Source organism: Quyinboa sediminis, from assembly GCF_042219855.1.
Classification (GTDB): domain Bacteria; phylum Bacteroidota; class Bacteroidia; order Bacteroidales; family UBA5342; genus JBHJHP01.
In genome coordinates, this window is record NZ_JBHJHP010000003.1 from 20,830 (window position 1) to 44,561 (window position 23,732).

Consider the following 23,732-nt stretch of genomic DNA (forward strand, 5'->3'; position numbering starts at 1 on the left):
TGGACGTCATTTTCTGATGACATTATCCCATGCTTTCGATGTAATGATGTAATCACTTAATTTTTTGTTATGAAACGCATTCAGTTTATACTTATATCAATCCTCGCGCTTCTTGCTGCATGTAATGGAGGCAGATCGCAGAATACTACAGAAAACGGAGCGGCAACAGAACAGTTTGGTTCAGATGCCAAAACAGAAAAAACAGGTTGGTTTTCCGGATCGAACAAAAAGCAGATTCATGAGTTTAAGGATGCCCGAACCGGACTGGTGGTTTATACCGAAGAGTTTCCATCAAAGTGGCAGGTGATCAGCAAGCCCAGTTATACCATGGATCAGAAATTGCCAATGTTTCTGCTGCAGATTCAGGGGCCTGATAATCTGAAAGTGTTTAATACGCCGGTTAAAATGTATTTTACGTACGATAATCCCCAGATGAACCAGTATCTGATGAATTCGGGAATGGCACAAATGGTAAGTCCCGAAGTATCCAATCAGCAGATTTTACAATATGAAGTTCAGGGAAGAATGCAGAAAAGTGGATTTACGTTTAAAGGAGAACGGAACCTGCCGGAGCTGGCATCTTTTATACAGGGAAAGCTAAGTGAAATGAACAATCCGAACTTTCATTATAAGCTTTTAAATACGGAGTGGACCAATAATAAGGGCGAAAAAGCATTGGTTATCATAACAAAATTTATCCTGAAGCAACCCGATCCGTATTCCGGAGGTTCTACCGTGTGGTACTACTCAACAGAGTATCTGTTTTCCAATGAAGCCGTTTATGAAGATGCTGTGAACCACCGGATTCGTTCTGCCATCAGTATGAAAGACAATCCAAAATGGGTGCAATACCGTAATTTATTGACCCAGCAACGTATGCAGGAATCCATGCGCCAACATCAGGCCAATATGCAAAGCAGGCAGGCTGCCTTTGAAGCCCATCAACGAAAGATGAAGGGCATCTATGCGGCACAGGATGCCAATCATAAATCATTTATGAACCGGAACTTTGGTAGCGGAAGCGATAATTCACAACGGCAGTATCTTAATATGATCAACGAACAGGAAACGGTTTATGATCCTTCATCTGGTAATAATTACCAGGTAGATGCCGGTTCCACGGAATACTGGATGGACAGCCAGGGCAATTATATTCAGAACGATGACCTGTTTTATAATCCTAACGGCGATATCAATCTGAATGACCGTGAATGGACAAAGGCTCAAATTGTTCCCTGATAAGTTGTCAAATGAAACAGATTTAGTTAAACATAAATAGCTTTCAATTTTATACCTGTTAGCCTGAATTATCTGATATAACACGTGATTTACACAGTGACTCATCCGGAACATACGTTTCGGATGAGTTTTTTAGGTCTGCAGGCTCCAAGGGGTGGTGAAACTGTTTCTTATTAGCGTTCCCGGGCTCTTTAAGAGTGAAAGGAATACAATTCGGATTGTCTCCCGTTGGTCGCTGATTTTCCGTGGGAGAGATGCTCAAACAAAATCCCTGATTCACCTTCGTGAATCTCATTTTATTTTGTGTGAAATGAATCATTCGCAAATAAGGTGAATGAAGTCCGAAGGACTGACATTTTTGTAGAACATAGTTTGTGTAAAAATCACAGAAACTCTGAAGGAGTGAAAGAATGTTTTACCGGATTACCTTCCGTTGGTCGGTCATCCGGTATTGGGAGAGATGCTCAAACAAAATCCCCGATTCACCTTCGTGAATCCCTTTTATTTTGTGTAAAATGAATAATTAGCAAATAAGGTGAATTAAGTCCGAAGGACTGGCATTTCTGTAGAACATCGTTTGTGCAATAATCACAGAAACTCTGAAGGAGTGAAAGAATTTATTTATCGGATTACCTCCCGCTGGTCGGTGATCCGGTAATGGGGTAGATGCTCAAACAAAATCCTGAATGCTACGCATTCTTTAATTTTTTATTTATCTCCTTCCTCAAATAAATTTGGGATGTAAATAAATAAAAAATCCTTTCGCATTGTGAAAGGATTTTGTTTGTCGGGGTGGCCGTCCCGACATGAAATGTCGGGAGAACCGACGACCTCGTCGTAATAAATAATAAAAAAGGTGATCCGTATTTTTGGATCACCTTTTAAGTCGGGGTGGCCGGATTCGAACCGACGACCTCGTCGTCCCGAACGACGCGCGCTACCGGGCTGCGCTACACCCCGTACTCTTTTCCGGGCGCAAATTTATAAAAAAATAGTTTGGTACGGATTTAAATTTCTGTTTTTTAAAATAAATATTCCCCAAATTTTAAATCTTAAGTCTTATGTCTTGCGTCTTGTGTCTTATGTCCTGATACCTGATACCTGATACCTGATACTTGTGTCTTATAAAATAACCATCGTTGCCCCAAACCCGTATTCCCTGAACGAGGCATCCTGGTGCCGCATTTTTTTGCGGTCCAGTTCTTTTCTTAATTCTGTTTTTAACGTGCCGTTACCGATGCCATGAATAAACACAATGCGTTTACCTCTTATATCTTTATTTGCTTCAAGCACTTCCCTGAATTTTGCCATCTGGTAATTCAGAATATCAGCGTTGCTTAATCCCGAAAGATCATCCAGCAATTCATTAATGTGCAGGTCAACTTCCAGGATGGCATTTTTATCCTGAACCGGCTTAGTTTCTTTCTTAGGTGTAAAATCTTTTTCCCGCTTTACATTTTCAATACTTTTTTCCGATAGCTGTTCCAAACCCTCATAAAAATCATTCTTAATAATCGGATTGATCACCGCAGGTTCATCAAAATAGTCATTTGGTTTAAACCGTTTCGGTTCAAATTTTTCCGGTTTCAGGGTGACCGCAAAATCAACAATCCGTTTCTTTTCAAAGGGCTTGTCAATCTTGAAAAACTGTCCGTTAATCCAAAGCCTTTGATGTTCAAGTAAAACCCGCTTTTCGTACGATTCCAGCAGAACCTTTGTGTTCGGTTCAATTACACCATGATCGACAAGATTTGATTTACTGCCCTTCGTCGTGGCGCAGGTAAACTGACAAAAATAATTGCTGTCGTTTACAAGATATAAATCAATGTCATCGATTTCAAGACTGTTCATATCTTCCGGGATCCATGCAAAAAGAAGGTTCAGTTGTTCACTTTCAGGAGAATTTATTTCAGTGTACTGGTACGTCTCTTTTTTGGGGGCCGGTGCCGGTTGACGGACCGGAGCTGCAGGTTCGGCAGACTCAACTTTTATACATTCATTTATCAGAACAGGTACCTCAAATCCATCATCCTGAAGGATGACCGCTATTTTTTTATCCCTGATTGCAATTACTTTTCCACCGCCAACATCGTTCAGATACTTGATCTCATCTCCAACTCGGATATTCATGATTAATATTTTAGACTATTTTTGTAGCAAAATTAAGATAAATGAGTGACCCGCAAAAAATAGATATCAACTTATTCGATTATATTCTTCCGGATGAAAAAATTCCAAAATATCCTTTGAAGGAAAGGGATTCTTCCAGACTATTGCTCTATAAGGGCGGACGAATATCAGAAACCGTTTTTAAGCAAATCGGAGAACATCTTTTACCCGGATCACTGTTGGTTTTCAATAATACAAAAGTTATTCATGCCAGGTTGCATTTTCGTAAAGCTACCGGAGCGCTTATCGAGGTTTTTTGTCTGGAACCTGTTCATCCTACCCAGCATCTTCTGGCCTTGCAGGCAACGGGAGAAGTAACGTGGAATTGCATTGTTGGGAACCTTAAAAAGTGGAAGTCCGGTGCATTGAAAATGGAACTTTCTGTTGAAGGAAAAGCAACAGAGTTGAATGCCGAAATTGTAGAGCGTAAAGAAGGCTCAGTTGATGTGAAATTCTGGTGGAACAACAATGTCGCTTTCTCCCAGATTCTGGAAGTGGCCGGTAATATTCCCATTCCACCTTATCTTAACCGTTCTTCTGAAGAATCGGACAAAAATACCTATCAAACCGTGTATGCAGAAATAGACGGCAGTGTGGCTGCTCCAACAGCGGGTTTGCATTTTACAAAAAATGTATTGAATGATCTTTCTAAAAGAGGATTTGAGCAGGCAGAGGTGACCTTACATGTGGGAGCCGGAACGTTTCAGCCAGTGAAAAGCGAAAAGATAGGCGATCATAAAATGCACAGGGAGACGATCTTTGTATCTAAAAATGTTATTGAAAAACTGATTAAAACCACAGGTCCTGTTATTGCTGTTGGTACAACTTCTGTCAGAACACTGGAGTCATTATACTGGCTCGGTGTAAAAGCCTTGAAAGAGCTGGATGTTGATGTGCTTGGCCAGTGGGAACCGTATGAACTGGATAATGAAATAACAGTGAACGAAGCATTATCCGCTTTATTAAACCATATGAAGTTAAATGATCAGGAGTTTATTTCGTCCTCAACCGGAATAATCATTGCGCCTGGTTACAACTTCAGAATTGTGCAGGGTATCGTGACTAATTTTCATCAGCCCCGCAGTACCTTATTACTTCTTATTTCCGCTTTTGTAGGTTCGGATTGGAAAAATATCTACGATTATGCCCTGAATCACGACTTCCGGTTTTTAAGTTATGGCGACAGTTCATTGCTGTTGAAATAATGTAAGAACTCCCTTCCCGGCGAATAGGTATCTTCTGTTTTCATCCTTATATTTGCTTTTTATCAAAAAATGGGGTTGAGAACGCAACATATAGATACAGATAACAAGGAGTTTCAACAGGCGCTTCAGATTATTGAAAAAAGCAGTCAAAGTCTTTTTTTAACGGGGAAAGCCGGTACAGGCAAATCCACGTTTCTGAAATATATATGCGAGAAAACCCGGAAGAAATATGTGGTTTTGGCACCTACCGGAATTGCTGCCATCAATGTCGGCGGTCAAACAATCCATTCTTTTTTTAAAGCACCTTTCAGGCCTGTATTGCCGGATGATCCGGACTTGTCGACTGTAAAGGGTCGGATTTTTGATTTTCTGCGGTACCGCAAAAAACATAAAAAACTTATTAAGGAACTGGAGCTGGTGATCATTGATGAGATTTCAATGGTTAGAGCAGATCTGGTGGATTTTATTGACAGGGTTCTGAGGGTCTATTCACAGAATATGCGGATTCCGTTTGGTGGCAAACAGGTCTTAATGGTTGGAGATGTATTTCAGCTTGAACCCGTTGTACGAAGGGACGACTGGAATATTCTCGGACGGTTTTATACCTCACCGTTTTTCTTTTCTGCCAATGTGTTCAGTCAGATTGACCTGGTATCGGTGGAATTGAAAAAGGTTTACCGTCAGAAGAATGAGAATTTTGTTAAACTTTTGGATTCTGTTCGGATTAACAATTTGTCAGAAGAAGCGCTTGCTGCACTGAATAAAAGGGTTAACAGCACGTTTGAGCCGGACGAACGGGCTAAGGAACTTTTTATTACACTGGCCACACGCAAGGATACCGTGGATTATATAAACGAGAAAAACCTGAAAGAACTGCCATCCGTAAGTTTTGAATATACAGGTAAAATTGAGGGTGAGTTTAACGAAAATAATCTGCCGACTTCACTGAACCTTGAGTTAAAAGCAGATGCGCAGGTGATGTTCATAAAAAACGATCCGGAAAAGAGGTGGGTAAACGGTTCGCTGGGCAAAATCACACATCTTGATAAGGAAGACATCGGGGTGTTGCTTGAAGACGGGAATGAAGTGTTGGTTGACAAAATGGTTTGGCGTAACATTAAATACGAATACAACGAAAAAGAAAAGAGAATTGAAGAGAAGGAGCTTGGACATTTTGTGCAGTTCCCGTTGCGTTTAGCCTGGGCAGTTACCGTACATAAGAGTCAGGGTCTTACCTTCGATCATGTAATTATTAATATGGGACAAGGTGCATTTGCTGCGGGACAGACATATGTGGCACTTAGCAGGTGTACATCACTGGAAGGGATCGTATTACGGCAGCAGCTGAAACGAAAGGACGTTTTTGTTAAAAAGGAAGTAGCCGACTTTTCCAGGCAATTCAATAATGAGCAGCTTATAAAGGGGAGCCTTAAAAAGGCAGAGTCCGTTGAGAATTATCTGAAAGCGCTGAACGCATTTGATGCCAATAAATTTCAGGAAGCATTCGAGTTGTTTCAAAAAGCTCAATCGCAAAACGATATTACACATCAGCCATTAATTAAACGATTTATAGCCATTAAACTCGCCGGACTTGCTGCATATAAAGAGAAGCTAAAAAAGGAAAGTCTGAAAAAAATGGATTTAATTTCTGACTTCTCGGCGATGGCGAAAGAGTTTTATGTGATGGGGAATGAATGTGCTGCAAAATTCAAAGATCACAAATCTGCTCTGGCTAATTATAACAAGGCTATAAAGCTGAATCCGGTGTTTTATGATGCATACATCCGTAGGGGAGATACTTACATAAGTTTAAAAGATGTCCACAGGGCGGAAGAAGACTTTTCAAAAGCCATTCATCTCAAGCGTAAGGAGTTTAAAGGATACTTTAACCGCGGGAAATTGTTTTTAAGCCAGAACAGATTCGATGCAGCCATAGATGATTTAAGAGAAGCCACATATCTTAAGCCTGATCACAGACAATCCTACAGGTTGTTGGGCGATGCATACGCCAAAAACGGCGATCCCGTATCGGCTGCAGAGGCCTGGCAGAAAGCTGAAAATTTATGATTGCATCTCCAAAACATGACAAATATCATTGAAATTTTATCTGTCTCTATGTTTTGACATTTTGATAGTTAAATTTCTATTTGTAAGTTTCTTTTATTTTAAAATTCGTTTATCTTTGACACATATAACAACATAAATGTTTGTTGTGATTTATAAGCTAAAATATAATTTTTAACAAATTTGGTTCTTAGTTAATATTTTTTAACTTTGCTTAATTAGGGTTCAAAATTTCAATGTTGATGTATTGTTTGGTTAGTTGATTAAAAATAGACATTAAAAGCTTTTCAAAATTTTAAAATTTACATATTCAGTGCAAGAAAATTTCAAACAATCTGTCCTGAAAAGATGTTAAAAAGAAATTGTTTTTAATCGTAATTTTTAAAACCAAACTGTCAAAATGTAAACACATGAGTTTCAGACAAGATTTTTACACAGTCTAATAATTTTATTTTTAGTAATTTAATAATTAAAATCAAGTTTTATGAGAAAGCTATTACTAATGTTTACCTGGTTGTTTTGTGTAGTGGCTCTGGTTAGTGCACAAACCAAACAGATTACAGGTACTGTTTATTCTTCTGAAGATGGCGGTACCCTTCCTGGTGTGACTATCCAGGTGAAAGGAACAACTTTAGGTACTATCTCTGATGCAGATGGTAAGTATTCTATTCAGGTTCCTGATGATGCCACAACCTTAACATTTTCATTCGTTGGAATGGAGACACAGGATGTTGAGATTGCTGGTCAAACCACAATTAATGTAACGATGCAGCCGGGATCATTATCGATCGATGAGTTGGTTGTTACAGCTCTGGGTACAAGCAGATCAAAAAAATCACTTGGATATGCTGCACAGGGTGTTGACAGCGAAGAGATAGCCGCTGCTAATCCTGTAAACCCGATCACCGCATTGTCAGGTAAAGTAGCTGGTCTGCAGATTTCAGGTCAGAACTTCTCTGGTTCACAGAATATCCTGATCCGTGGTGCGAGTTCATTCAGTCAGAATAACCAGCCACTGTTCGTTGTGGATGGTGTTCCGGTAAGTAATGAAAACTTTAATACGACTGATACTCAGACAGGTGGAGGTGGTTATGATTATGGTTCAATGATTAACGACCTTAACTCTTATGATATTGCAAGTATTGATGTATTAAAAGGTAGTGCTGCTTCTGCATTGTATGGTAGCAGGGGACAGAATGGTGTTATCATGATAACAACAAAATCTGGAAAAGCCGGTAAAAAATCATTTTCTATTGAGGTCAATACTGGTGTTAATTTCGAGAATGTTTCTATTCTTCCATTGCAACAGAACATGTATGGTGGTGGTTACGGCGATTTTGAAACTGCTACTATTGCAGGTCAGGAATATTTGATTCCGGCATTTGCGGTTGATGAAAGCTGGGGCCCAAAATATGAAGGACAGCAGGTTTTACAATGGTGGGGTGTATCTGATTATGAACAAGGTATTACTTCTACTCCACAGACCGGACCATGGCAGGCTCCTAAAAATGGAGTGAAGTCATTTTATGAAACTGGTGTTTCATATCAGAATTCAATAAATGTGATTTCCACAAGTGAAAATTCTTCATTAAGAGTTGGATATACCAATGTTAATATGACAGGTATTGTTCCGAATTCTCAACAGGATAAAAACAATTTTAATATTAACGGTAAAACCAATTTATTTGATGATGTAGTTGAATTAACGGCCAATGTAAATGTTGCACGGGAAGCCACAATGGGACGTCCACAATCCGGTTATGGTGATAATTCACAATCACAGAAATTCTTCCAGTGGGGACAACGTCAGTTGGACTTTGGTAAACTGAAAAATTATATCAATCCGGATGGTACACAAAGAGTATGGAACAGGACTTCTTTAACCAATCCAAGACCGATTTATTCTGATAACCCTTATTGGACTGCTTATAAAAATTATCAGGATGATGACAGAACGCGGATATTCGGTAAGTTTGGAATGAAAGTTAATTTCACTGATTATTTAAGTGCTTCAGGAAACCTGTATTACGATACATATACTTTCAATCAAAGAGAAAGGGTAGCCAAAGGATCTCAGGCTTTATCAAGTTACCTGCAGATCAACAGACAGGCTAGTGAAACCAACCTTGAAGGAAAAATCGACTTTAATCGTAATGTTAATGATTTCAGTATCCTGGCAATGTTGGGTGCAAATACGCGAATGAATGACTACGCCAGATTTCAGGGTGAAACCAACGGTGGACTGGTTGTTGACGGACTCTATAACCTGAATAACTCTGCTAATGCTCCGCTGTTGGATGATTTCAAACGATATGAAAAAGTTAACAGTTGGTTTGGTTCTGCCAGTGTTGGTTATAAGGATATGGTTTATGTAGATGGAACATACAGAAAAGATTATGATTCATCGCTTCCGACGGGCGAAAATGAATATTCATATTCTTCCTTCTCCGGTAGTTTCCTTGTGTCAGAGTTATTGGATGTAGCTATGCTGGATAACCTGAAGTTAAGGGCAAACTATGGTGAGACTGGTAACGGTACCGGTGCTTATCAGGTCTTCAATACCTATACTATCAGCGATCCATTTAACGGAAATCCTCAGTTTACAAATGATGTAAGGTTGAAAAATCAGGAGCTAAAACCTGAGATAACAAAGGAAATTGAGTTTGGTATTGAAGCTGCACTGTTTAATAACCGATTCGGTTTTGATGTAAGTTATTACAACAGAAATACAGAGAACCAGATTGTTCCTGTTGAGGTTAGTGGTGCCAGTGGTTATACAGAACGTGTGATCAATGCCGGTAAAATTAATAACAAAGGTATTGAAGTGCTGGTATATGGTACGCCTGTAAGAACCAAAGATTTCAGCTGGGATCTGACGTTTAATTTCGCAAAAAATACAAACGAAGTTTTGGATTTGCCAGAAGGACTTGATAAAATCCAGTTAGCCAGAGCACCATTTGGTGGAGCGTATATTAATGCTGTTCAGGGTGCGACTTTCCAGGAGATTTATGCATATGATTTTGTATATGATGATAATGGAAATAAAGTTGTAGGCGAAGACGGTATGTATATCACCAGTGGTGAGTTAAGTTCTGTAGGTTCTGTACTTCCTGATTATACAGGTGGTTTAAGAACTTCATTTAAATATAAGAGTATTGACCTGAGTGCTTTAATTGATTTTTCTAAAGGCGGTAAATACTATTCTTTAACTCATATGTGGGGAATGTATTCAGGTATGGATGCAGGAACAGCTATTCCAACTTCAAACGGGAATACAATAAGAGAAGATGGTATTGTACTCGATGGTGTGAATGCCGACGTAACGTATAATGATGATGGTACATATACTGTGACCAATGCAACCACAAATGATATTAATTTATCTGCAATTGATTGGGGTGAATTGCATTATCATGGTTATGGTACTCCAAGTGCAACCAGTATTTACGATGCATCTTATTATAAATTAAGAGAAGTAACCTTAGGCTACACATTGCCAAAATTAACAAACGCCATTGAAGCGATCAGACTGTCTGTTTACGGACGTAATCTGCTGGTTTGGGGACTTGATAATGAGGGTATTGATCCGGAAACTGTAGTAGGTGGTTCTGGTAATATTCAAGGACTTGAAGGTGGTATTATACCTGCAACCCGTTCTTATGGTTTCAATGTAAAAATTACTTTCTAATATTAAATTAATCAGAATATGAAGACAATTAAATATATCATTTTAATATTAGTTGGGGGAGTGTTTTTCGCTTCATGTCAGGTGGACTATTACAGTGACCCGAATAGTCCGGAGATAGCCCCGACTTACGGTATAATGAACCGAGTACAGAAAGAACTTATGGATAACACCCGTGATGAGTGGTTTTCCGGAAGACAGATGTTATTATGGGTTCAGTACTGGAATCAGGTTAACTACACAGAGGAGGACAGATTTCAATACAGAGAAACAGTTAATCAGAACGGATGGGATGATTTGTACAAGAATGCCCAGGATCTGGTAGATATTATTACCTTGAATACTGACGAAGCAACAAAAGGTGATATGGCTCAGTATGGTCCGAATGAAAATCAGATTGCTGCTGCCAGAATAATGTTGGTATACACTTATCTTCAGGCCGTGGAATTGTGGGGAGATGTTCCATATTATTCTTTTGGTAATGATAATGAGTCATTTCAGGCCAATAAGCTGAAATCCGATGGAATTGATAAACCCGCATATGCTTCTCAGCAGGACATATATGTCGATATGCTTAATGTATTGGATCAGGCTCAGCAAAATATTATCACAACTGAAAACATGATTGATGGTGATAATTTCTTTGATGGCGATGCTGTTAAATGGAAGAAATTTGCTAACTCTCTGAGACTGAGAATTGCAAACCGTATTAAGGATGTTTATTCAGGTGCTCAGGCGCATATTACAGCAGCTATTGCAGCTGGGGTAATGGAATCAAATGATGACAACGCTGGTGTAACTTACGAATCAAATGCGGTAAATGGTGCTCCTATGTACCGTGCATTTGTGGTTCAGGCCAGAAATGACTTCGCGCCATCGATGCAGTTTGTTGAATTACTGCAGGGTAAGCGCGGTCCATTTGGTGTTGTTGATCCACGTCTTGATATCTTCGTAGCAGATAATGAAGACGGAAATAAGGTAGGTGTACCTTTAACTGATGCCAATGGTACTGTAACAAAATTTACATGGGAATCTATGCCTGGTGATGCTATTCTGGCACCAAATTATACTGAATACTATATGGAGTATGCAGAAGTTTGTTTCATTCAGAGTGAATTAAATGGTTGGGATCAGACATGGTATGAAAATGGTGTAAAGGCTTCAATGGAAAAATGGGGTGTAGCCTCAGCTGATATTGATGCATATGTAGCCGGTTTACCTGCTGCAAGCGAAGAAACCGTAATGATGCAGAAATACATTGCGCTTTACATGCAACCAATGGAAGCCTGGAGTGAATACAGAAGAACAGGATATCCAAATACGATTGTTAGAGCTAATACACCTTACAACTATACATGGCCGATTGCCACTGGTGATACAACTGCTACTTTTGTTTTCAAACCAATTGGTGGATTGACCGATGTTCCCGGTCGTAATAAGTATTTGCTCAATGAAGCAAGTATTAATAAAGAAAATGTTAAAGCGGCAGCTCAGGCTATTGGTGGAGATGAACAGGATACCAAACTTTGGTGGGCTAAGTAAGTTATTAAATTAATATCCATATTTAAAACTGTCTGAAATTATTTCAGACAGTTTTTTTTGTTTTATACCAGTTTTTTTGGGTATTTAATTAATAATATGTTAAATCCTGCATATAACTTTCATAATTATGCTATGCAACATGGAGAATAACTAATTTTTATTAAATTTGCTTAAAGTCGTTTAACTAAACAAGGTAATTTATTAATTAAAATCAAGTTTTATGAGAAAGCTATTACTAATGTTTACCTGGTTGTTTTGTGTCGTGGCATTTGTAAATGCACAGACCAAACAAATTACAGGTACTGTTACATCCTCGGAGGATAATGCTCCTATACCCGGTGTAACTGTTTTGGTTAAAGGAACTACAATAGGTACGGTTACCGATCTTAACGGTAAATACGCTATCAATGTTCCTGAGGATGCAGCAACTCTTTCATTTACATTTGTTGGAATGCAGGCAATTGATGTTGCAATTACCTCAAACAAAATTGATGTTGAAATGAGTCCTTCTGACGTGGGACTGGAGGAGGTGATGGTTGTCGCCTATGGTACTTCCACGAGGGAGGCAAAAACTGGTTCGGTAACTCAGGTACAGGCCGAACAGCTTGCAGATGTGCCCGTTTCAAGTTTTGATAAAGTTTTAAGTGGTAAGCTTGCCGGTGTTTCTGTAACTGCAACTTCCGGTCAGCCTGGTGCTTCTTCACAAATCAGGATTAGAGGTATCAGTTCTATTAATGCAGGAAATGAACCACTTTATGTTATTGATGGTGTACCTGTAATGTCTGGTGATCAGAGTTATTTTACAAATACCAGTAACGCACTGTCAATGCTTAACCCCAATGATATTGAAACCGTAACAGTTCTTAAAGATGCTGCTGCTGCTTCAATTTATGGTTCCCGTGCAGCTAACGGTGTGATCCTGATTACGACGAAATCAGGAGGTAAAGGTCAGACAAAATTTACAGCAAGAGCAAAAATTGGTGTTTCGCAACTTGCCAATGATAATGGTTATGGAACAATGAATCCGCAGCAGTTGTGGACATATTTGCGTCAGGGTGCTATTAACGGAGGTTTTGATCCTGACGATCCAAATAATAATGGTGATGCTGCATACTTTCCAAAAGAAATTTTGTCACGTCCAATGACAAACTGGATGGATGAGTTTACACGATTAGGAAATACAGAAGAATATGAGATTTCTGCAACGGGCGGAAATGAAAAAACAAAGTATTTCGCATCTACATCATATCATAGTTCGGAAGGTGTTTTTTATGGTGTGAGTTTCGATAAATTACAGTTCAGAACCAATGTTGATCATAAGATTAATGATAAGCTGACATTTGGATCACGTGTAAATGCTGCTTATACTGAAAGTAACGACGTTGCCATGCAAAGTCTTTATTATGTTAACCCTGTTTTTGCAGGCGTTCTTATCCTTCCCTGGACTCCGTTATATGATGAAAACACCGGTTTGTATAATATTAATATAACAGAAAATGCACAAACAAACCCGAAGGCAACTGCGCTCTATGATGATCAGTGGGAAAAGCAGTACCGTTTTCTGGGAACAATGTATCTCAATTGGGAACTGGTAAAAGGTTTAACTTTCAAAACCACTAATTCTGCTGAGATTACTTCAGGTGAGGGTAGAAGATACTGGTCTCCGGAAGCACAGTACCAGGCTGATCCTGAAGATGTCAGATTGCAGGTTTCGTCAACTCTATATCGTCAGTTGACAACGTCAAATACATTGAATTATAATAATGTATTTAATGATGTTCACAGCCTTCGGCTTTTAGCTGGTCAGGAAGCAACAACGTATGACTACTGGTCTTACTATATAGATGCTCCTGGTGTTGATCCTGATATGCCTTATATTAATACAGCAACCTCAGACAATGACGATGCTGATTACAGTAATGCTGCATGGACCTTGTTATCATACTTTGGAATACTGGATTACAATTTTGATGGTAAATATTACCTGCAGGCCAGTTATCGTAGAGATGGAAGTTCAAGATTTGGTTCCGATACCAAATGGGGTAACTTTTATTCAGTTGGTGCATCATGGAACATACATGAAGAGAATTTCATGGATAATGTTGAATGGGTGGATCTGTTAAAACTTAGAGCAAGTTACGGTATAAACGGTAATAACAACATTGGTAATTACGATCAGTACGGTGTTTATGGTGCAAGACAGTATAACGGTGTTGCAGGTCTAGGCCCGGATAACCCTGCAAATCCTGATTTGAGCTGGGAGTTAAATACAGCTTATAACCTTGGACTTGACTTCAATATTTTCAGAAGATTATCTGGTAACATTGATGTTTATAAACGTATCACGTCAGATATGTTGCTGGATAAACCACTTTCCAGAACATCAGGATTCTCAAGCATAACTACCAATATTGGTGAAATTGCAAACAGAGGTATAGAATTACAACTGGAGGGCAATATCATTGAAGGTCCTTTTAAATGGAATATGAGTTTCAATATTGCGAAGAATATTTCTGAAGTACTCGACCTTGCAGGTAATGATCAGATTCAGTCTGATTATAGCAGCCGTCTGTTTTATGTAGTTGGTGAGAGACTGCTTACCTACTATCTGTATGATTATGCAGGAGTTGATCCTGTTGATGGTAATGCATTATGGTGGACCGAAGATGGAAAACTGACAAATAATTACAGTAATGCAAGAAGGTATTTCGCAGGAAGTCCTGAACCTGACTGGTACGGTGGTTTATCAACTAACCTGTCATGGAAAGGCTTAGCACTGAATGTTGCAATGGAATATAAGATTGGAAATGAGGTTCTGATTGAAGAAAACAGGTATGCAAACTCAGACGGTTATAACTGGGATAGTAACCAGGCAAATACCGCTTTGAATTACTGGACCACACCCGGTGAGGTTGCTGCCAATCCGAAACCAATTTACAATAACCCTACAAATTCAAGTGGATTCAGAAACACTCGCTGGATGCAAAGAGGGGATTATTTAAGACTTAAAGACGTAACACTTTCTTACACAATTCCTAAAATGCTTACAAGTAAATTAGGTATTGGTTCAGTTAAAGTTTATGGTAGTGGATATAATGTATACACATTCCACGATGTAGACTTCTGGGATCCGGAAAGAGGTGTAGACGGTATGGGATTTGGTATATATCCGATGACTAAGACATTCGTTTTGGGTCTTGATGTTATGTTTTAATCGAAAAAATATTGAATGATGAAAACAAAATTAATATATGTAGCTGGTTTGTTGCTTTTTTCTGTTGCATTTACTTCGTGTAACAAAGACTTCCTTACAGAAGAACCGATATTGCAACAAACAAACGAATTTACCCTTTCTACATTTAAGGGGTTAAATCAGGCAACATTGGGAGCATATACTCCTTTTGTAGATGTTGCTTGGTACGGAAGAAACTTTATCCTTGCATCTGATTTAAGAGGAGGTAACGCTAAAATCAGTCCTAAATCTTCAGGACGTTTCAGAACTGAATATCAGTGGGGTTATAATGAAGGTACTGCACCCGGATTATGGACAACTGCTTACGATGCCATTGCAAGAGCAAACAATGTAATTAATGCAATTGAAGATGGCTTTTCTGAAATTGAGGTTGAGCAACAGGAAATTGATAATGTAAAAGCTGAATGCTTGTTTATCAGAGCAATCGGACATTTTGATATGGTGAGACTTTATGCACAACCATATGCTTATGGTAAAACAAGCTTAGGTGTTCCTGTGATTTTGAAAACAGAAATGGGATTGCCGAAACGAAATACAGTTGAAGAAGTGTATGCACAGGTTGTTTCTGATTTACTGGAAGCTGAGTCGTTAATGTCTCCTTCTTATGTAAGAGATGGTGGAAATGATGAGAGAGCATTTGTTTCACTTCCTGCAGTACAGGCATTATTGGCAAGGGTTTATCTTTATATGGAAGACTGGCAGAATGCTGCAAATTATGCCACTAAAGTTATTAAAAGTGGAAAATTCCAGATGTACACTGCTGCTGAATATACTACGTATGACAATGGTGGTGTATTTGGTTTAGAGGCTGCTAAAGTTCCTGGAGAAGTAATCTTCGATGTTTACGGTTCTGAAGGAAATTCCGGTAATGAGGGATGGGATGTAATTTCATATATGCTTTCACCGGATGGATATGGTGACGTTGGTGCATCTATGGACCTGGTAACATTATATGAGGAAGGTGATGTAAGAGGAAATCTTTTTAGAACTCACCCTGATTATGGTGACGCCCTCTGGTCTTTAAAATACCCCGGTAAAAACGGAAACCTCAGAGAAGATAATGTTCCTGTATTAAGGTTGTCTGAAATGTATTTAATCAGAGCTGAAGCAATTCTGAAAGGAGCAATTGTTTCAGGTGTCACAGCTGTTGATGATTACAATATGATACGTACCAATCGCGGCTTAGCAGCGGCTTCAACAGTGTCAATACCTGATATTTATACTGAAAGAAGAAGGGAGCTTTGTTTTGAAGGTCACCAGTTTTTTGATCTTGCCAGAACTGAACGTAGCCTGGAAAGAACAGATTATGCTGGTTCTATCAACCAAAATGTTGCATTCCCGGATTATAAATGGGCAGCACCTATTCCGTTAGGAGAAATTGATGCCAATGAAAATATGGAACAAAATCCTGGATATTAATAATTAAATTAAGATATGATTATGAAGACTTTAATAAAATATATTTTAATGAGTTTGACAGGCATTGTTCTTTTATCTGCCTGTGAAAACCTTAATCAACCGGCGGAGATTAGTCAGGGAGATGCATTTGTGGCATTTACAATGACTTCTGCAGTGGTTAGCGAGGTTAACAGCGAAATAAATATTCCTGTTAAGGTTTCTGCGTTTAAAGGCGCACAATCAATTGAAGTAACGTTCGATTTTGATACTGCTGGTGTAGCTAATCCGGCTATTGAAGGTGAAGATTTTGTACTGCTGAACAGTTCAAAGAAGTTAACTGTCAGCGATGGATATGGATATGATACGATTAAAATCAAGACCATTGACAATGATCTTTTTACCGGACAGAAAACAGTTAAAATCAATCTTGTTTCCAATTCACTTGGTTATAATTTTGGTGCAGACGATGTACTGGAATTAGGTATCAGGGATGACGACCACCCACTGGGTTGGATGTTAGGTGACTATGATGTTGCTGTAACACAAACAGCAAATGGTAGTAACAGTTTTTCAGCTACAATTGTGCCTGTTGAAGGGGAAACATCGTTAGTTAAGATTTATGGTCTTTGCGGCCCTCCTTACGGACCAACGGCAGAACCTCCAAAAACTGCAGATGACTTTGATTATTCATTGCAGGGAACGGTGAGTGATGATTTTACAACTATTACAATTAAAACAGGTCAGGAATGGGATTCCTGGGGTTACGGTCCAACCAGTTTTACTGCATGGCAGGATGATAATGGTGAACTGGATGAAGTTGAAGAACTGGTAGGAACTATCAGTACTGATGCTGGTGTTGTTATTACATTCAGCCAACAGTTTACATTTATGATTACAAGTGGCAATAACGAAGGTCTTGGATTACAATGGGCATGGAATGATGATGCTGAAACCAACAGTCCTACTGCTATTCTGACATTGAAATAGTAAAACATTATGTTATTATTCAAAATGCAAACAATAAAAATGAACATGATGAAAAAAATATTTATAAATATAATGGCAGTTCTCTTCCTGGGTGTTTTATTTACCGGATGTGAGAACTGGGAACAATATGATAGCATATCTGTTACGCCAGCTCCATCATTATCACTGAACCTGGTTTCAGTAATGGACTCTAGTGTATCAGTTACAATGCAGTCGAGTGCTGCTGGCTATCTCACATTTTTGATAACCGCTGATACAGCAATGACTACCCCTGACGGAACTGATTTACTGGTTGGTAATTCTTCAGGTCTGGAGGAAATTAATGTAAAAGTGGCTGCTTCTCAGACAGTGGAATACACTTTTATGAGTGGTCTAGAACAAAATACACCATATTTGGTGTACGCAGTTTCATCAAATGCCGATGGTGTTGTTAGTGATGTGAAAAGGCTGGAAGTATTAACAGATGATAATTACAAACCTGTACTTGTTTCTGTTTCTCCATCAAGATCATCTACTGCAAGTCAGGAAAATTCATTTTCTGTTGATCTTACATTCTCAGAACCTGTGCAGCTGGTTGATGCTTCAAAATTCAGTTTCACATATTACTATGACGATACAGTGGTTACAGTGATGCCTGAAGATATTTCCGTTGATGGTGACGTTGTTACTGTATCTCAAAGCAGAACGCCTTATGATGGTGAATATGTTTTCCTTTCATGGGAAGCTGGAGCGGTATCCGATTTTCTTGCAGGATCACCCAATATGGTTGATGCCAGGGTAAGCGGCGTTATTGATGGAGAACTGGCCGGTTTATACTGGAGAGTTCAGCATGTTCCTTTCGATATGGGTAACGGCGGTTTTATTCCGGAAACAGGTACAGCAGTTACAGATAACGGTTTCGATATAATGTATGTATTCCCGTTTGAAGTTTCTCTTAGTGAAGACTATGAAGCAGGAATGGTAAATGTTACGTTCTGGAGAGAAGGTAAATCTGTAAATCTCGAAATTCCTGCGGATTATCTGGCCGTTGATGGTGATACCCTTTTCATTAGTCTGACTGAAGCAGCTGAATATGGCGACTGGGTGTCTGTTAATATGGAAGAAGGTGTTGTTCAGGATATGTATGGAAATCCAAATGCAGCATTTGAAAGCGGAAGTGATTTTGGTGGACACTGGTTGGTATCTTATGGCAGGGACATTAATGTTCTAGCGGGTTCTTATAAAGTTTCAGGTACAGAATATTTCTCTGACGCTGCTGAGGAATACGATGTAAAAATTGAGATTGATCTTGTAAATGCTGGTCAGGTACTGATAACAGGTTTATTCGGATCAACCGATACAATTGTTGGTACATTTAACTCGGATTTCTCAACACTGACTGTAATGGACGAGGAGAGTCTTGGGGAAGTTAATGGAGCCGGATCAGATGTCGTATTTGCAAATCCATTCGGAGATGGTATGTCTGTTGGTTTTGTTGATGCTTCCGGAAATACATCAATGCCTATCGGAGCTTATGATTATGCAGCAGGTGGATGGTTTAAAGCAATGCTTTCATCCACATGGACAAAACAGTAGTAAAATTTATTAATTAATATTAAAGGGACCCTGATTAATTTCTGGGTCCCTTATTATTTGAACAACTTTTTGTATATTGTTGTTAGAAAGAATTGTATGTCAGATATGAAGCGAGTATATTTAATATTATCAGGATTGTTAGTGCTTATCTCCGCATTTTCAGCGAAGGTAAACAGGGAAGTTGCATCTGATGTAGCCATGAAGTACATGACCGGAAAGTTTGGTTCAAACTTCCAGGTTGAGCGTATTTATGAAATAACAAATGAAAACAGTGCTACACAATATGTTATTAATCTGGCGCCGGAAGGATGGATTGTTATTGCCGCAGACGACAGAGTAAAACCGGTTTTGGCATATTCTGATGAAGGAACGTTTAATTTGTCTGATAACCTGTCTCCGGAAGTTAAATACTGGATGAATGAATATAAAGGTCAGATTACTTCTGTAATTCGGGATAACAGCAAACCTAAAAACGCTGAATGGGATAAATTACAGCATGATGGTTATTCAACAACCCGTTTGAAATCTGTTCAAACTGCTGTTTCCCCAATACTGGATATAAAATGGGATCAGGGAAGTGGTTGGAATGCTTTATGTCCGAAAGATGATGAGGGACCTGGTGGACACGCTTATGTAGGGTGTGTGGCTGTTGCCATGGCACAGGCCATGTACAGTGTGAAACTGGATGCCCCTTTGGCCGGTGAACACAGGTATACACACGATAAATATGGATCGATATATCTGAATTATGCAACGAAGGATCCATTTGACTGGGACGCGATGTCAAAAACTTCCGCTAACGCTGAAAATCAGAGATTACTTTATTACTGCGCTGTGGCTGTAAGCATGGATTTTGGTCCCGATGGATCCGGTTCATACTCAAACAGGATTGTTAGTGCGCTAAAGGAACATTTTGGTTACTCCGGGGATGTTAAGTATTATGAACGTTTTGATGATGATAATGAATGGAAAGATCTTATCAAATCGGAACTGGATAAGGGGCATGTACTTGTCTATGCCGGTGATCCCGGGACAGGTGAGGCAGGGCATTGTTTCAATATAGATGGATATGATATCAATGATTACTTTCATTTTAACTGGGGATGGAGCGGAAGATATAACGGTTATTATTCAATTGAAAACATAAACCCGGGTACGTATAAGTTTAATGTAAATCAGGATTTAATCGTTGGAATTGCCGAAACGTATTATGGACCTACGGATATTACGTTATCATCAAGTGAAGTTGATGAGGGCTTACCCGTTGGAAGTTTTGTTGGAAAAGTGACAGTTAAGGATAATTCTTCTATTGATTTGTTTACCTATACCCTTGATGGAGGACCTAAATTTCCATCCGGGGTCAAAGAAGCCGCTTTTTACATTGAAAATGATAGTCTTAAAACCAAACAGGAGTTTGATGCATCTGTTAAGAATGAATATATTCTGAATATTCATGTAAAGGATCTGCAACAGTACACCTATTCCAAGGAGTTTATTATTAAGGTTCTTCCTGCATCCAATACTGCAACACCAATTCAAAAAATCCCTTCAGATGATGTGAACGTTTATTACAGTAGTGTTCTTAAGAGTATTGTTGTTGAGAACCAGGATAATACAGGTCATGTTAAACTTGATATCTTTGATTTAAATGGGAAGATGATTCGTTCTGAAGAAATTACAGGAAGAGGAACTGTAGATGTTGGTTCCGGCTCCAGGGGTTTATATATTCTAAAAATAGCTTCTGATAACGGTAAGCCACTGTTTAAAAAAATACTTATTAATTAAGAGAATTGATAAAACTGAATAGTTTAATAAGATCCGGTTCATTTTTGAACCGGATCTTATTATTTTTAATATAAACTGCTACTGTTTTTTTGTTGTCTCTCAAATATCTGTTTAAAGCCCGTTTATTTAATGGTATCAGTGACTTACTGTTTTCCGGACCGGTAAAATAGAATCTTTTCAATATGCGAAAAGCTTTTCCATTTTCATCATTATCAAATGTGGTATAGGAATTATTTCTTCCCTGTACAATATTTATACCCGATGTATTTTGTTTAGAAGCGGATGATCCTGGTTTGCCATAATCATTTGCTGATTCAGATATATCAAAACTGTTTCCGTAGATTTTTTTATAGAGGTTAAACTTATTATGCCGGTTTAGCTGCATATAATATGCTTCATTAAAAGGAACAAAAGTGTATTTTTTAAATGACACTTTTACAATACTTTTTTTATTGACTAGCGTAAGAAGATTTTCGTTGTTAAGAAACTGGATTTCACCATTAAGAAGGTTGAAGTTTGCTGTGATCTTATTGGTTCCTGCAAAAGTTGATAATACAGAACATTCGCTGAATTCTTCAAAAAGAAATGGCCAGCCCGTGTCTGGTTTTTTATTTAGTTCCTGACCAGCAATACTTAATGAAAATAAGATTAACACAAGAGTCAGATCGATTCTTATATGCATCTTTATACCAGTTGTTTAATCTTTCTAATTTGCTAGTCCTTTACCATGGTATTGATGAATTTGCTAAATCGCTTTAAATCAGTATCATCTTTCAGACTTATTTTTTCTGATTTTAAATATGCCGATATCTCACCTTTATTTTTACTGAATGCCTTTAAGATATTTTTCTTTTTTAATGGAGTGAGTTCAGAATCATTTGCCTGTTTGAAATAATACTGCTCATTTACCCGGAATGTTTTTCCTTTATCTCTGTCAAGTGTCAGTTGTTGCATATTCATGTTGTTAACGCCTCCGATATTTAAGTCGGTTTGTTGTTTTACCGAAGCTGTTGTTGTTGATGAACCGTATGCACCTTTACTCTCCATAATATCATTAAAATTACCCTTTTCTTTTTTCAAAATTTTAAAATCCGAATTAGCATCACCAATTACGATCAGAAATCTTTTATCATCCGGAATTAATGTGTATGATTGAAATCTGACATGTAAAATATCATCAGGATTTGATAGCGTTTTAATCTGGTCTTTGTCCATAAATTGCAACTCTTCACTTAGTAAATTGTAATTTGCATTTACTTTACTGATATTACTATCCTTATGTGCAATAATACATTCAGAAAAATCATTGAACAGATAAGGCCAGTTTGAGTTAGGCGCGTTATTTAATTTTTGGGCTGTTAAGGAAACCGTAGCTATTAAGAGCATTGCTGAAATTATAACCTGCTTTTTCATATTATTCAAATTTTATATTAGTTTTTCCAATATTAAGTAGTCCATCGGTTATCTGTGGGTTTCTTCCTGCACTTTTAAAGTATACACCTGTATGAGGTCTCAGATTTTTACTTTTTGTCTCTGTTAAGGGTTCACCGGTAATTAGACTTACAGCTTTGGCAATCATCTGATCCCTGGTGTCTCCTAAAGGATACTCAATGTAATCTTTAATCTCATAATCCGGCGAAAGTCCATCTTCAAAATCTGTCAAACCATCTGCATTTGAGTATTTTAATACTATAGGTTGCAGTGCCCAGATTGAGTCATCATCAGGAATAGTTATAGAAGCTGCATATTTACCATGTGTACTCTCACCAATTGTTATAACATCCATATATGGTTCCAGTCCGGTAATGGTTAGCTCGCTGGCTGATGCTGTGCCCCGGGTCGTCAGAATATATATCCGGGGAAGGTTCATATTGATTTTTGTGTCATTGATGAAGTTGATGTATAAGTTATAATCTGCTTCTAAATCTGTGTATGCCTGCTGCACATAGCTATTCCAGTTAAAATTAACGAGTCTTTTACTACTTGTGACATCAGATTCAGGAACAATACTACTGCATAAATAATTTGCTGCACCAAGATCTCCTCCGGGATTGTAGCGTAAATCCAGAATTAATTCCTTAACATTATTCTCTTTGAATTTGGTGAAGACTTCATCCAGCTTATCGTTGAAATTACTAATAAAACCTACATAAGCAAGATAACCTATTGATTTACCTGAAAACGTATATATGGTATCTTTGACTACCGGATTTTCATCAATATACTGAGAACTAACACTTATTGTTTTTTCGGAATTTGTATATCCCGTACCTGTGTAATCCAAATATCCTAAGGTTTGATTATCCGTGTAGAATAATAAATCGATATAGTTATCATTGTTTAATACCTGTCCGTTCACACTTCCGATAATATCACCCCTTTTTATACCTGCACTTGCTGCAGGAGTATTAGGATATACAAATTCTACATATCCAACAACATCTTTCTGTTCAGCATCCTTGTAATAAAGAGCAAGAGAATAGCCCATTGCTTTTTCTCTCCCCTGAAAACTATTTATAAGCTCCCGGTAATTATCTGTGATAAAACTCCATTTATCTTTTGCTGTATATAAGAGCGAATTGAAATAGGTAGTGGGATCAATATCTGTTCTTTCATAGGAGGGCATATTACTGGTCCACAGATACCATGTGTTCATTTCTTGCCATATCCATTCATTTACAGAGGCTACCTTTTCGTCAAGTTTATTTTTATTACACGAGGTTGCCACAAATAATAATGATAAAACAGGTATTATAAAATATTTAATTTTCATGATTTAAAATTTTTCGCGAACTAAATTACAAAAAAAATGCAATTAACGAAGTTAAAT

At 38.2% G+C, this 23,732-nt stretch carries 14 protein-coding genes and 1 tRNA gene; 10 read left to right on the forward strand and 5 right to left on the reverse strand.

What is annotated here, in order from left to right; translation table 11 throughout:
- The first annotated feature begins 69 nt into the window (after positions 1 to 69).
- Positions 70 to 1,239, forward strand: coding sequence for a hypothetical protein (locus ACE1EF_RS08140; protein ID WP_375720148.1), 1,170 nt, complete (start codon positions 70 to 72; stop codon positions 1,237 to 1,239).
- An 886-nt stretch (positions 1,240 to 2,125) separates the two neighbouring features.
- Here the strand turns inward: ACE1EF_RS08140 and ACE1EF_RS08145 are convergent.
- Together ACE1EF_RS08145 and ACE1EF_RS08150 are read right to left on the reverse strand one after the other, a co-directional pair.
- Positions 2,126 to 2,199, reverse strand: a tRNA-Pro gene (locus ACE1EF_RS08145).
- A 162-nt stretch (positions 2,200 to 2,361) separates the two neighbouring features.
- Positions 2,362 to 3,369, reverse strand: a complete 1,008-nt coding sequence (locus ACE1EF_RS08150) for a DUF2027 domain-containing protein (protein ID WP_375720149.1) — start codon at positions 3,367 to 3,369, stop codon at positions 2,362 to 2,364.
- Between the two features lie 41 nt (positions 3,370 to 3,410).
- On the opposite strand from ACE1EF_RS08150, the gene ACE1EF_RS08155 reads away from it, so the two are divergent.
- From ACE1EF_RS08155 to ACE1EF_RS08195, 9 genes are all read left to right on the forward strand, one after another.
- Complete coding sequence (locus ACE1EF_RS08155) at positions 3,411 to 4,613, forward strand: S-adenosylmethionine:tRNA ribosyltransferase-isomerase (protein ID WP_375720150.1); 1,203 nt, start codon at positions 3,411 to 3,413, stop codon at positions 4,611 to 4,613.
- 69 nt (positions 4,614 to 4,682) lie between these two features.
- The gene (locus tag ACE1EF_RS08160; RefSeq protein ID WP_375720151.1) at positions 4,683 to 6,680 is read left to right on the forward strand and encodes a tetratricopeptide repeat protein; all 1,998 of its coding nucleotides are present in this window, start codon (positions 4,683 to 4,685) and stop codon (positions 6,678 to 6,680) included.
- Positions 6,681 to 7,161: 481 nt separating this feature from the next.
- Positions 7,162 to 10,365, forward strand: a complete 3,204-nt coding sequence (locus ACE1EF_RS08165) for a SusC/RagA family TonB-linked outer membrane protein (RefSeq protein WP_375720152.1) — start codon at positions 7,162 to 7,164, stop codon at positions 10,363 to 10,365.
- A gap of 18 nt (positions 10,366 to 10,383) precedes the next feature.
- Positions 10,384 to 11,904 carry a SusD/RagB family nutrient-binding outer membrane lipoprotein gene (locus ACE1EF_RS08170; protein WP_375720153.1) on the forward strand — a complete coding sequence of 507 codons (1,521 nt, stop codon included), beginning with the start codon at positions 10,384 to 10,386 and terminating at the stop codon, positions 11,902 to 11,904.
- Between the two features lie 220 nt (positions 11,905 to 12,124).
- Positions 12,125 to 15,118 (forward strand): SusC/RagA family TonB-linked outer membrane protein, encoded by a 2,994-nt coding sequence (locus ACE1EF_RS08175; protein WP_375720154.1) that lies wholly within the window; start codon positions 12,125 to 12,127, stop codon positions 15,116 to 15,118.
- A 15-nt stretch (positions 15,119 to 15,133) separates the two neighbouring features.
- A complete protein-coding gene (locus ACE1EF_RS08180; RefSeq protein ID WP_375720155.1) occupies positions 15,134 to 16,576 on the forward strand; it encodes a RagB/SusD family nutrient uptake outer membrane protein in 1,443 nt (480 codons plus the stop codon).
- 48 nt (positions 16,577 to 16,624) lie between these two features.
- Positions 16,625 to 17,542, forward strand: coding sequence for a hypothetical protein (locus ACE1EF_RS08185; RefSeq protein ID WP_375720156.1), 918 nt, complete (start codon positions 16,625 to 16,627; stop codon positions 17,540 to 17,542).
- 45 nt (positions 17,543 to 17,587) lie between these two features.
- Positions 17,588 to 19,117 carry a hypothetical protein gene (locus ACE1EF_RS08190; protein ID WP_375720157.1) on the forward strand — a complete coding sequence of 510 codons (1,530 nt, stop codon included), beginning with the start codon at positions 17,588 to 17,590 and terminating at the stop codon, positions 19,115 to 19,117.
- A gap of 105 nt (positions 19,118 to 19,222) precedes the next feature.
- Positions 19,223 to 20,902, forward strand: coding sequence for a thiol protease/hemagglutinin PrtT (locus ACE1EF_RS08195; protein ID WP_375720158.1), 1,680 nt, complete (start codon positions 19,223 to 19,225; stop codon positions 20,900 to 20,902).
- Here ACE1EF_RS08195 and ACE1EF_RS08200 read toward each other — a convergent pair.
- Genes ACE1EF_RS08200 through ACE1EF_RS08210 form a run of 3 tightly spaced genes read right to left on the reverse strand, consistent with a single transcriptional unit; the run spans position 20,895 to position 23,675 of the window.
- On the reverse strand, positions 20,895 to 21,584 hold the full coding sequence (locus ACE1EF_RS08200; protein WP_375720159.1) for a hypothetical protein: 690 nt from the start codon (positions 21,582 to 21,584) through the stop codon (positions 20,895 to 20,897). The two genes, ACE1EF_RS08195 and ACE1EF_RS08200, sit on opposite strands and share 8 nt — an antisense overlap.
- 32 nt (positions 21,585 to 21,616) lie before the next feature.
- On the reverse strand, positions 21,617 to 22,315 hold the full coding sequence (locus ACE1EF_RS08205; RefSeq protein ID WP_375720160.1) for a hypothetical protein: 699 nt from the start codon (positions 22,313 to 22,315) through the stop codon (positions 21,617 to 21,619).
- Position 22,316: 1 nt separating this feature from the next.
- The gene (locus ACE1EF_RS08210) at positions 22,317 to 23,675 is read right to left on the reverse strand and encodes a S41 family peptidase (RefSeq protein ID WP_375720161.1); all 1,359 of its coding nucleotides are present in this window, start codon (positions 23,673 to 23,675) and stop codon (positions 22,317 to 22,319) included.
- Positions 23,676 to 23,732 lie beyond the last annotated feature (57 nt).

Excerpts from the sequence above, each read along its gene's own strand:
- ACE1EF_RS08140 (WP_375720148.1), top strand. The coding sequence starts at position 70 with ATGAAACGCATTCAGTTTATACTTATATCAATCCTCGCGCTTCTTGCT.
- ACE1EF_RS08150 (WP_375720149.1), bottom strand. The coding sequence starts at position 3,369 with ATGAATATCCGAGTTGGAGATGAGATCAAGTATCTGAACGATGTTGGC.
- ACE1EF_RS08155 (WP_375720150.1), top strand. The coding sequence starts at position 3,411 with ATGAGTGACCCGCAAAAAATAGATATCAACTTATTCGATTATATTCTT.
- ACE1EF_RS08160 (WP_375720151.1), top strand. The coding sequence starts at position 4,683 with ATGGGGTTGAGAACGCAACATATAGATACAGATAACAAGGAGTTTCAA.
- ACE1EF_RS08165 (WP_375720152.1), top strand. The coding sequence starts at position 7,162 with ATGAGAAAGCTATTACTAATGTTTACCTGGTTGTTTTGTGTAGTGGCT.
- ACE1EF_RS08170 (WP_375720153.1), top strand. The coding sequence starts at position 10,384 with ATGAAGACAATTAAATATATCATTTTAATATTAGTTGGGGGAGTGTTT.
- ACE1EF_RS08175 (WP_375720154.1), top strand. The coding sequence starts at position 12,125 with ATGAGAAAGCTATTACTAATGTTTACCTGGTTGTTTTGTGTCGTGGCA.
- ACE1EF_RS08180 (WP_375720155.1), top strand. The coding sequence starts at position 15,134 with ATGATGAAAACAAAATTAATATATGTAGCTGGTTTGTTGCTTTTTTCT.
- ACE1EF_RS08185 (WP_375720156.1), top strand. The coding sequence starts at position 16,625 with ATGAGTTTGACAGGCATTGTTCTTTTATCTGCCTGTGAAAACCTTAAT.
- ACE1EF_RS08190 (WP_375720157.1), top strand. The coding sequence starts at position 17,588 with ATGATGAAAAAAATATTTATAAATATAATGGCAGTTCTCTTCCTGGGT.
- ACE1EF_RS08195 (WP_375720158.1), top strand. The coding sequence starts at position 19,223 with ATGAAGCGAGTATATTTAATATTATCAGGATTGTTAGTGCTTATCTCC.
- ACE1EF_RS08200 (WP_375720159.1), bottom strand. The coding sequence starts at position 21,584 with ATGCATATAAGAATCGATCTGACTCTTGTGTTAATCTTATTTTCATTA.
- ACE1EF_RS08205 (WP_375720160.1), bottom strand. The coding sequence starts at position 22,315 with ATGAAAAAGCAGGTTATAATTTCAGCAATGCTCTTAATAGCTACGGTT.
- ACE1EF_RS08210 (WP_375720161.1), bottom strand. The coding sequence starts at position 23,675 with ATGAAAATTAAATATTTTATAATACCTGTTTTATCATTATTATTTGTG.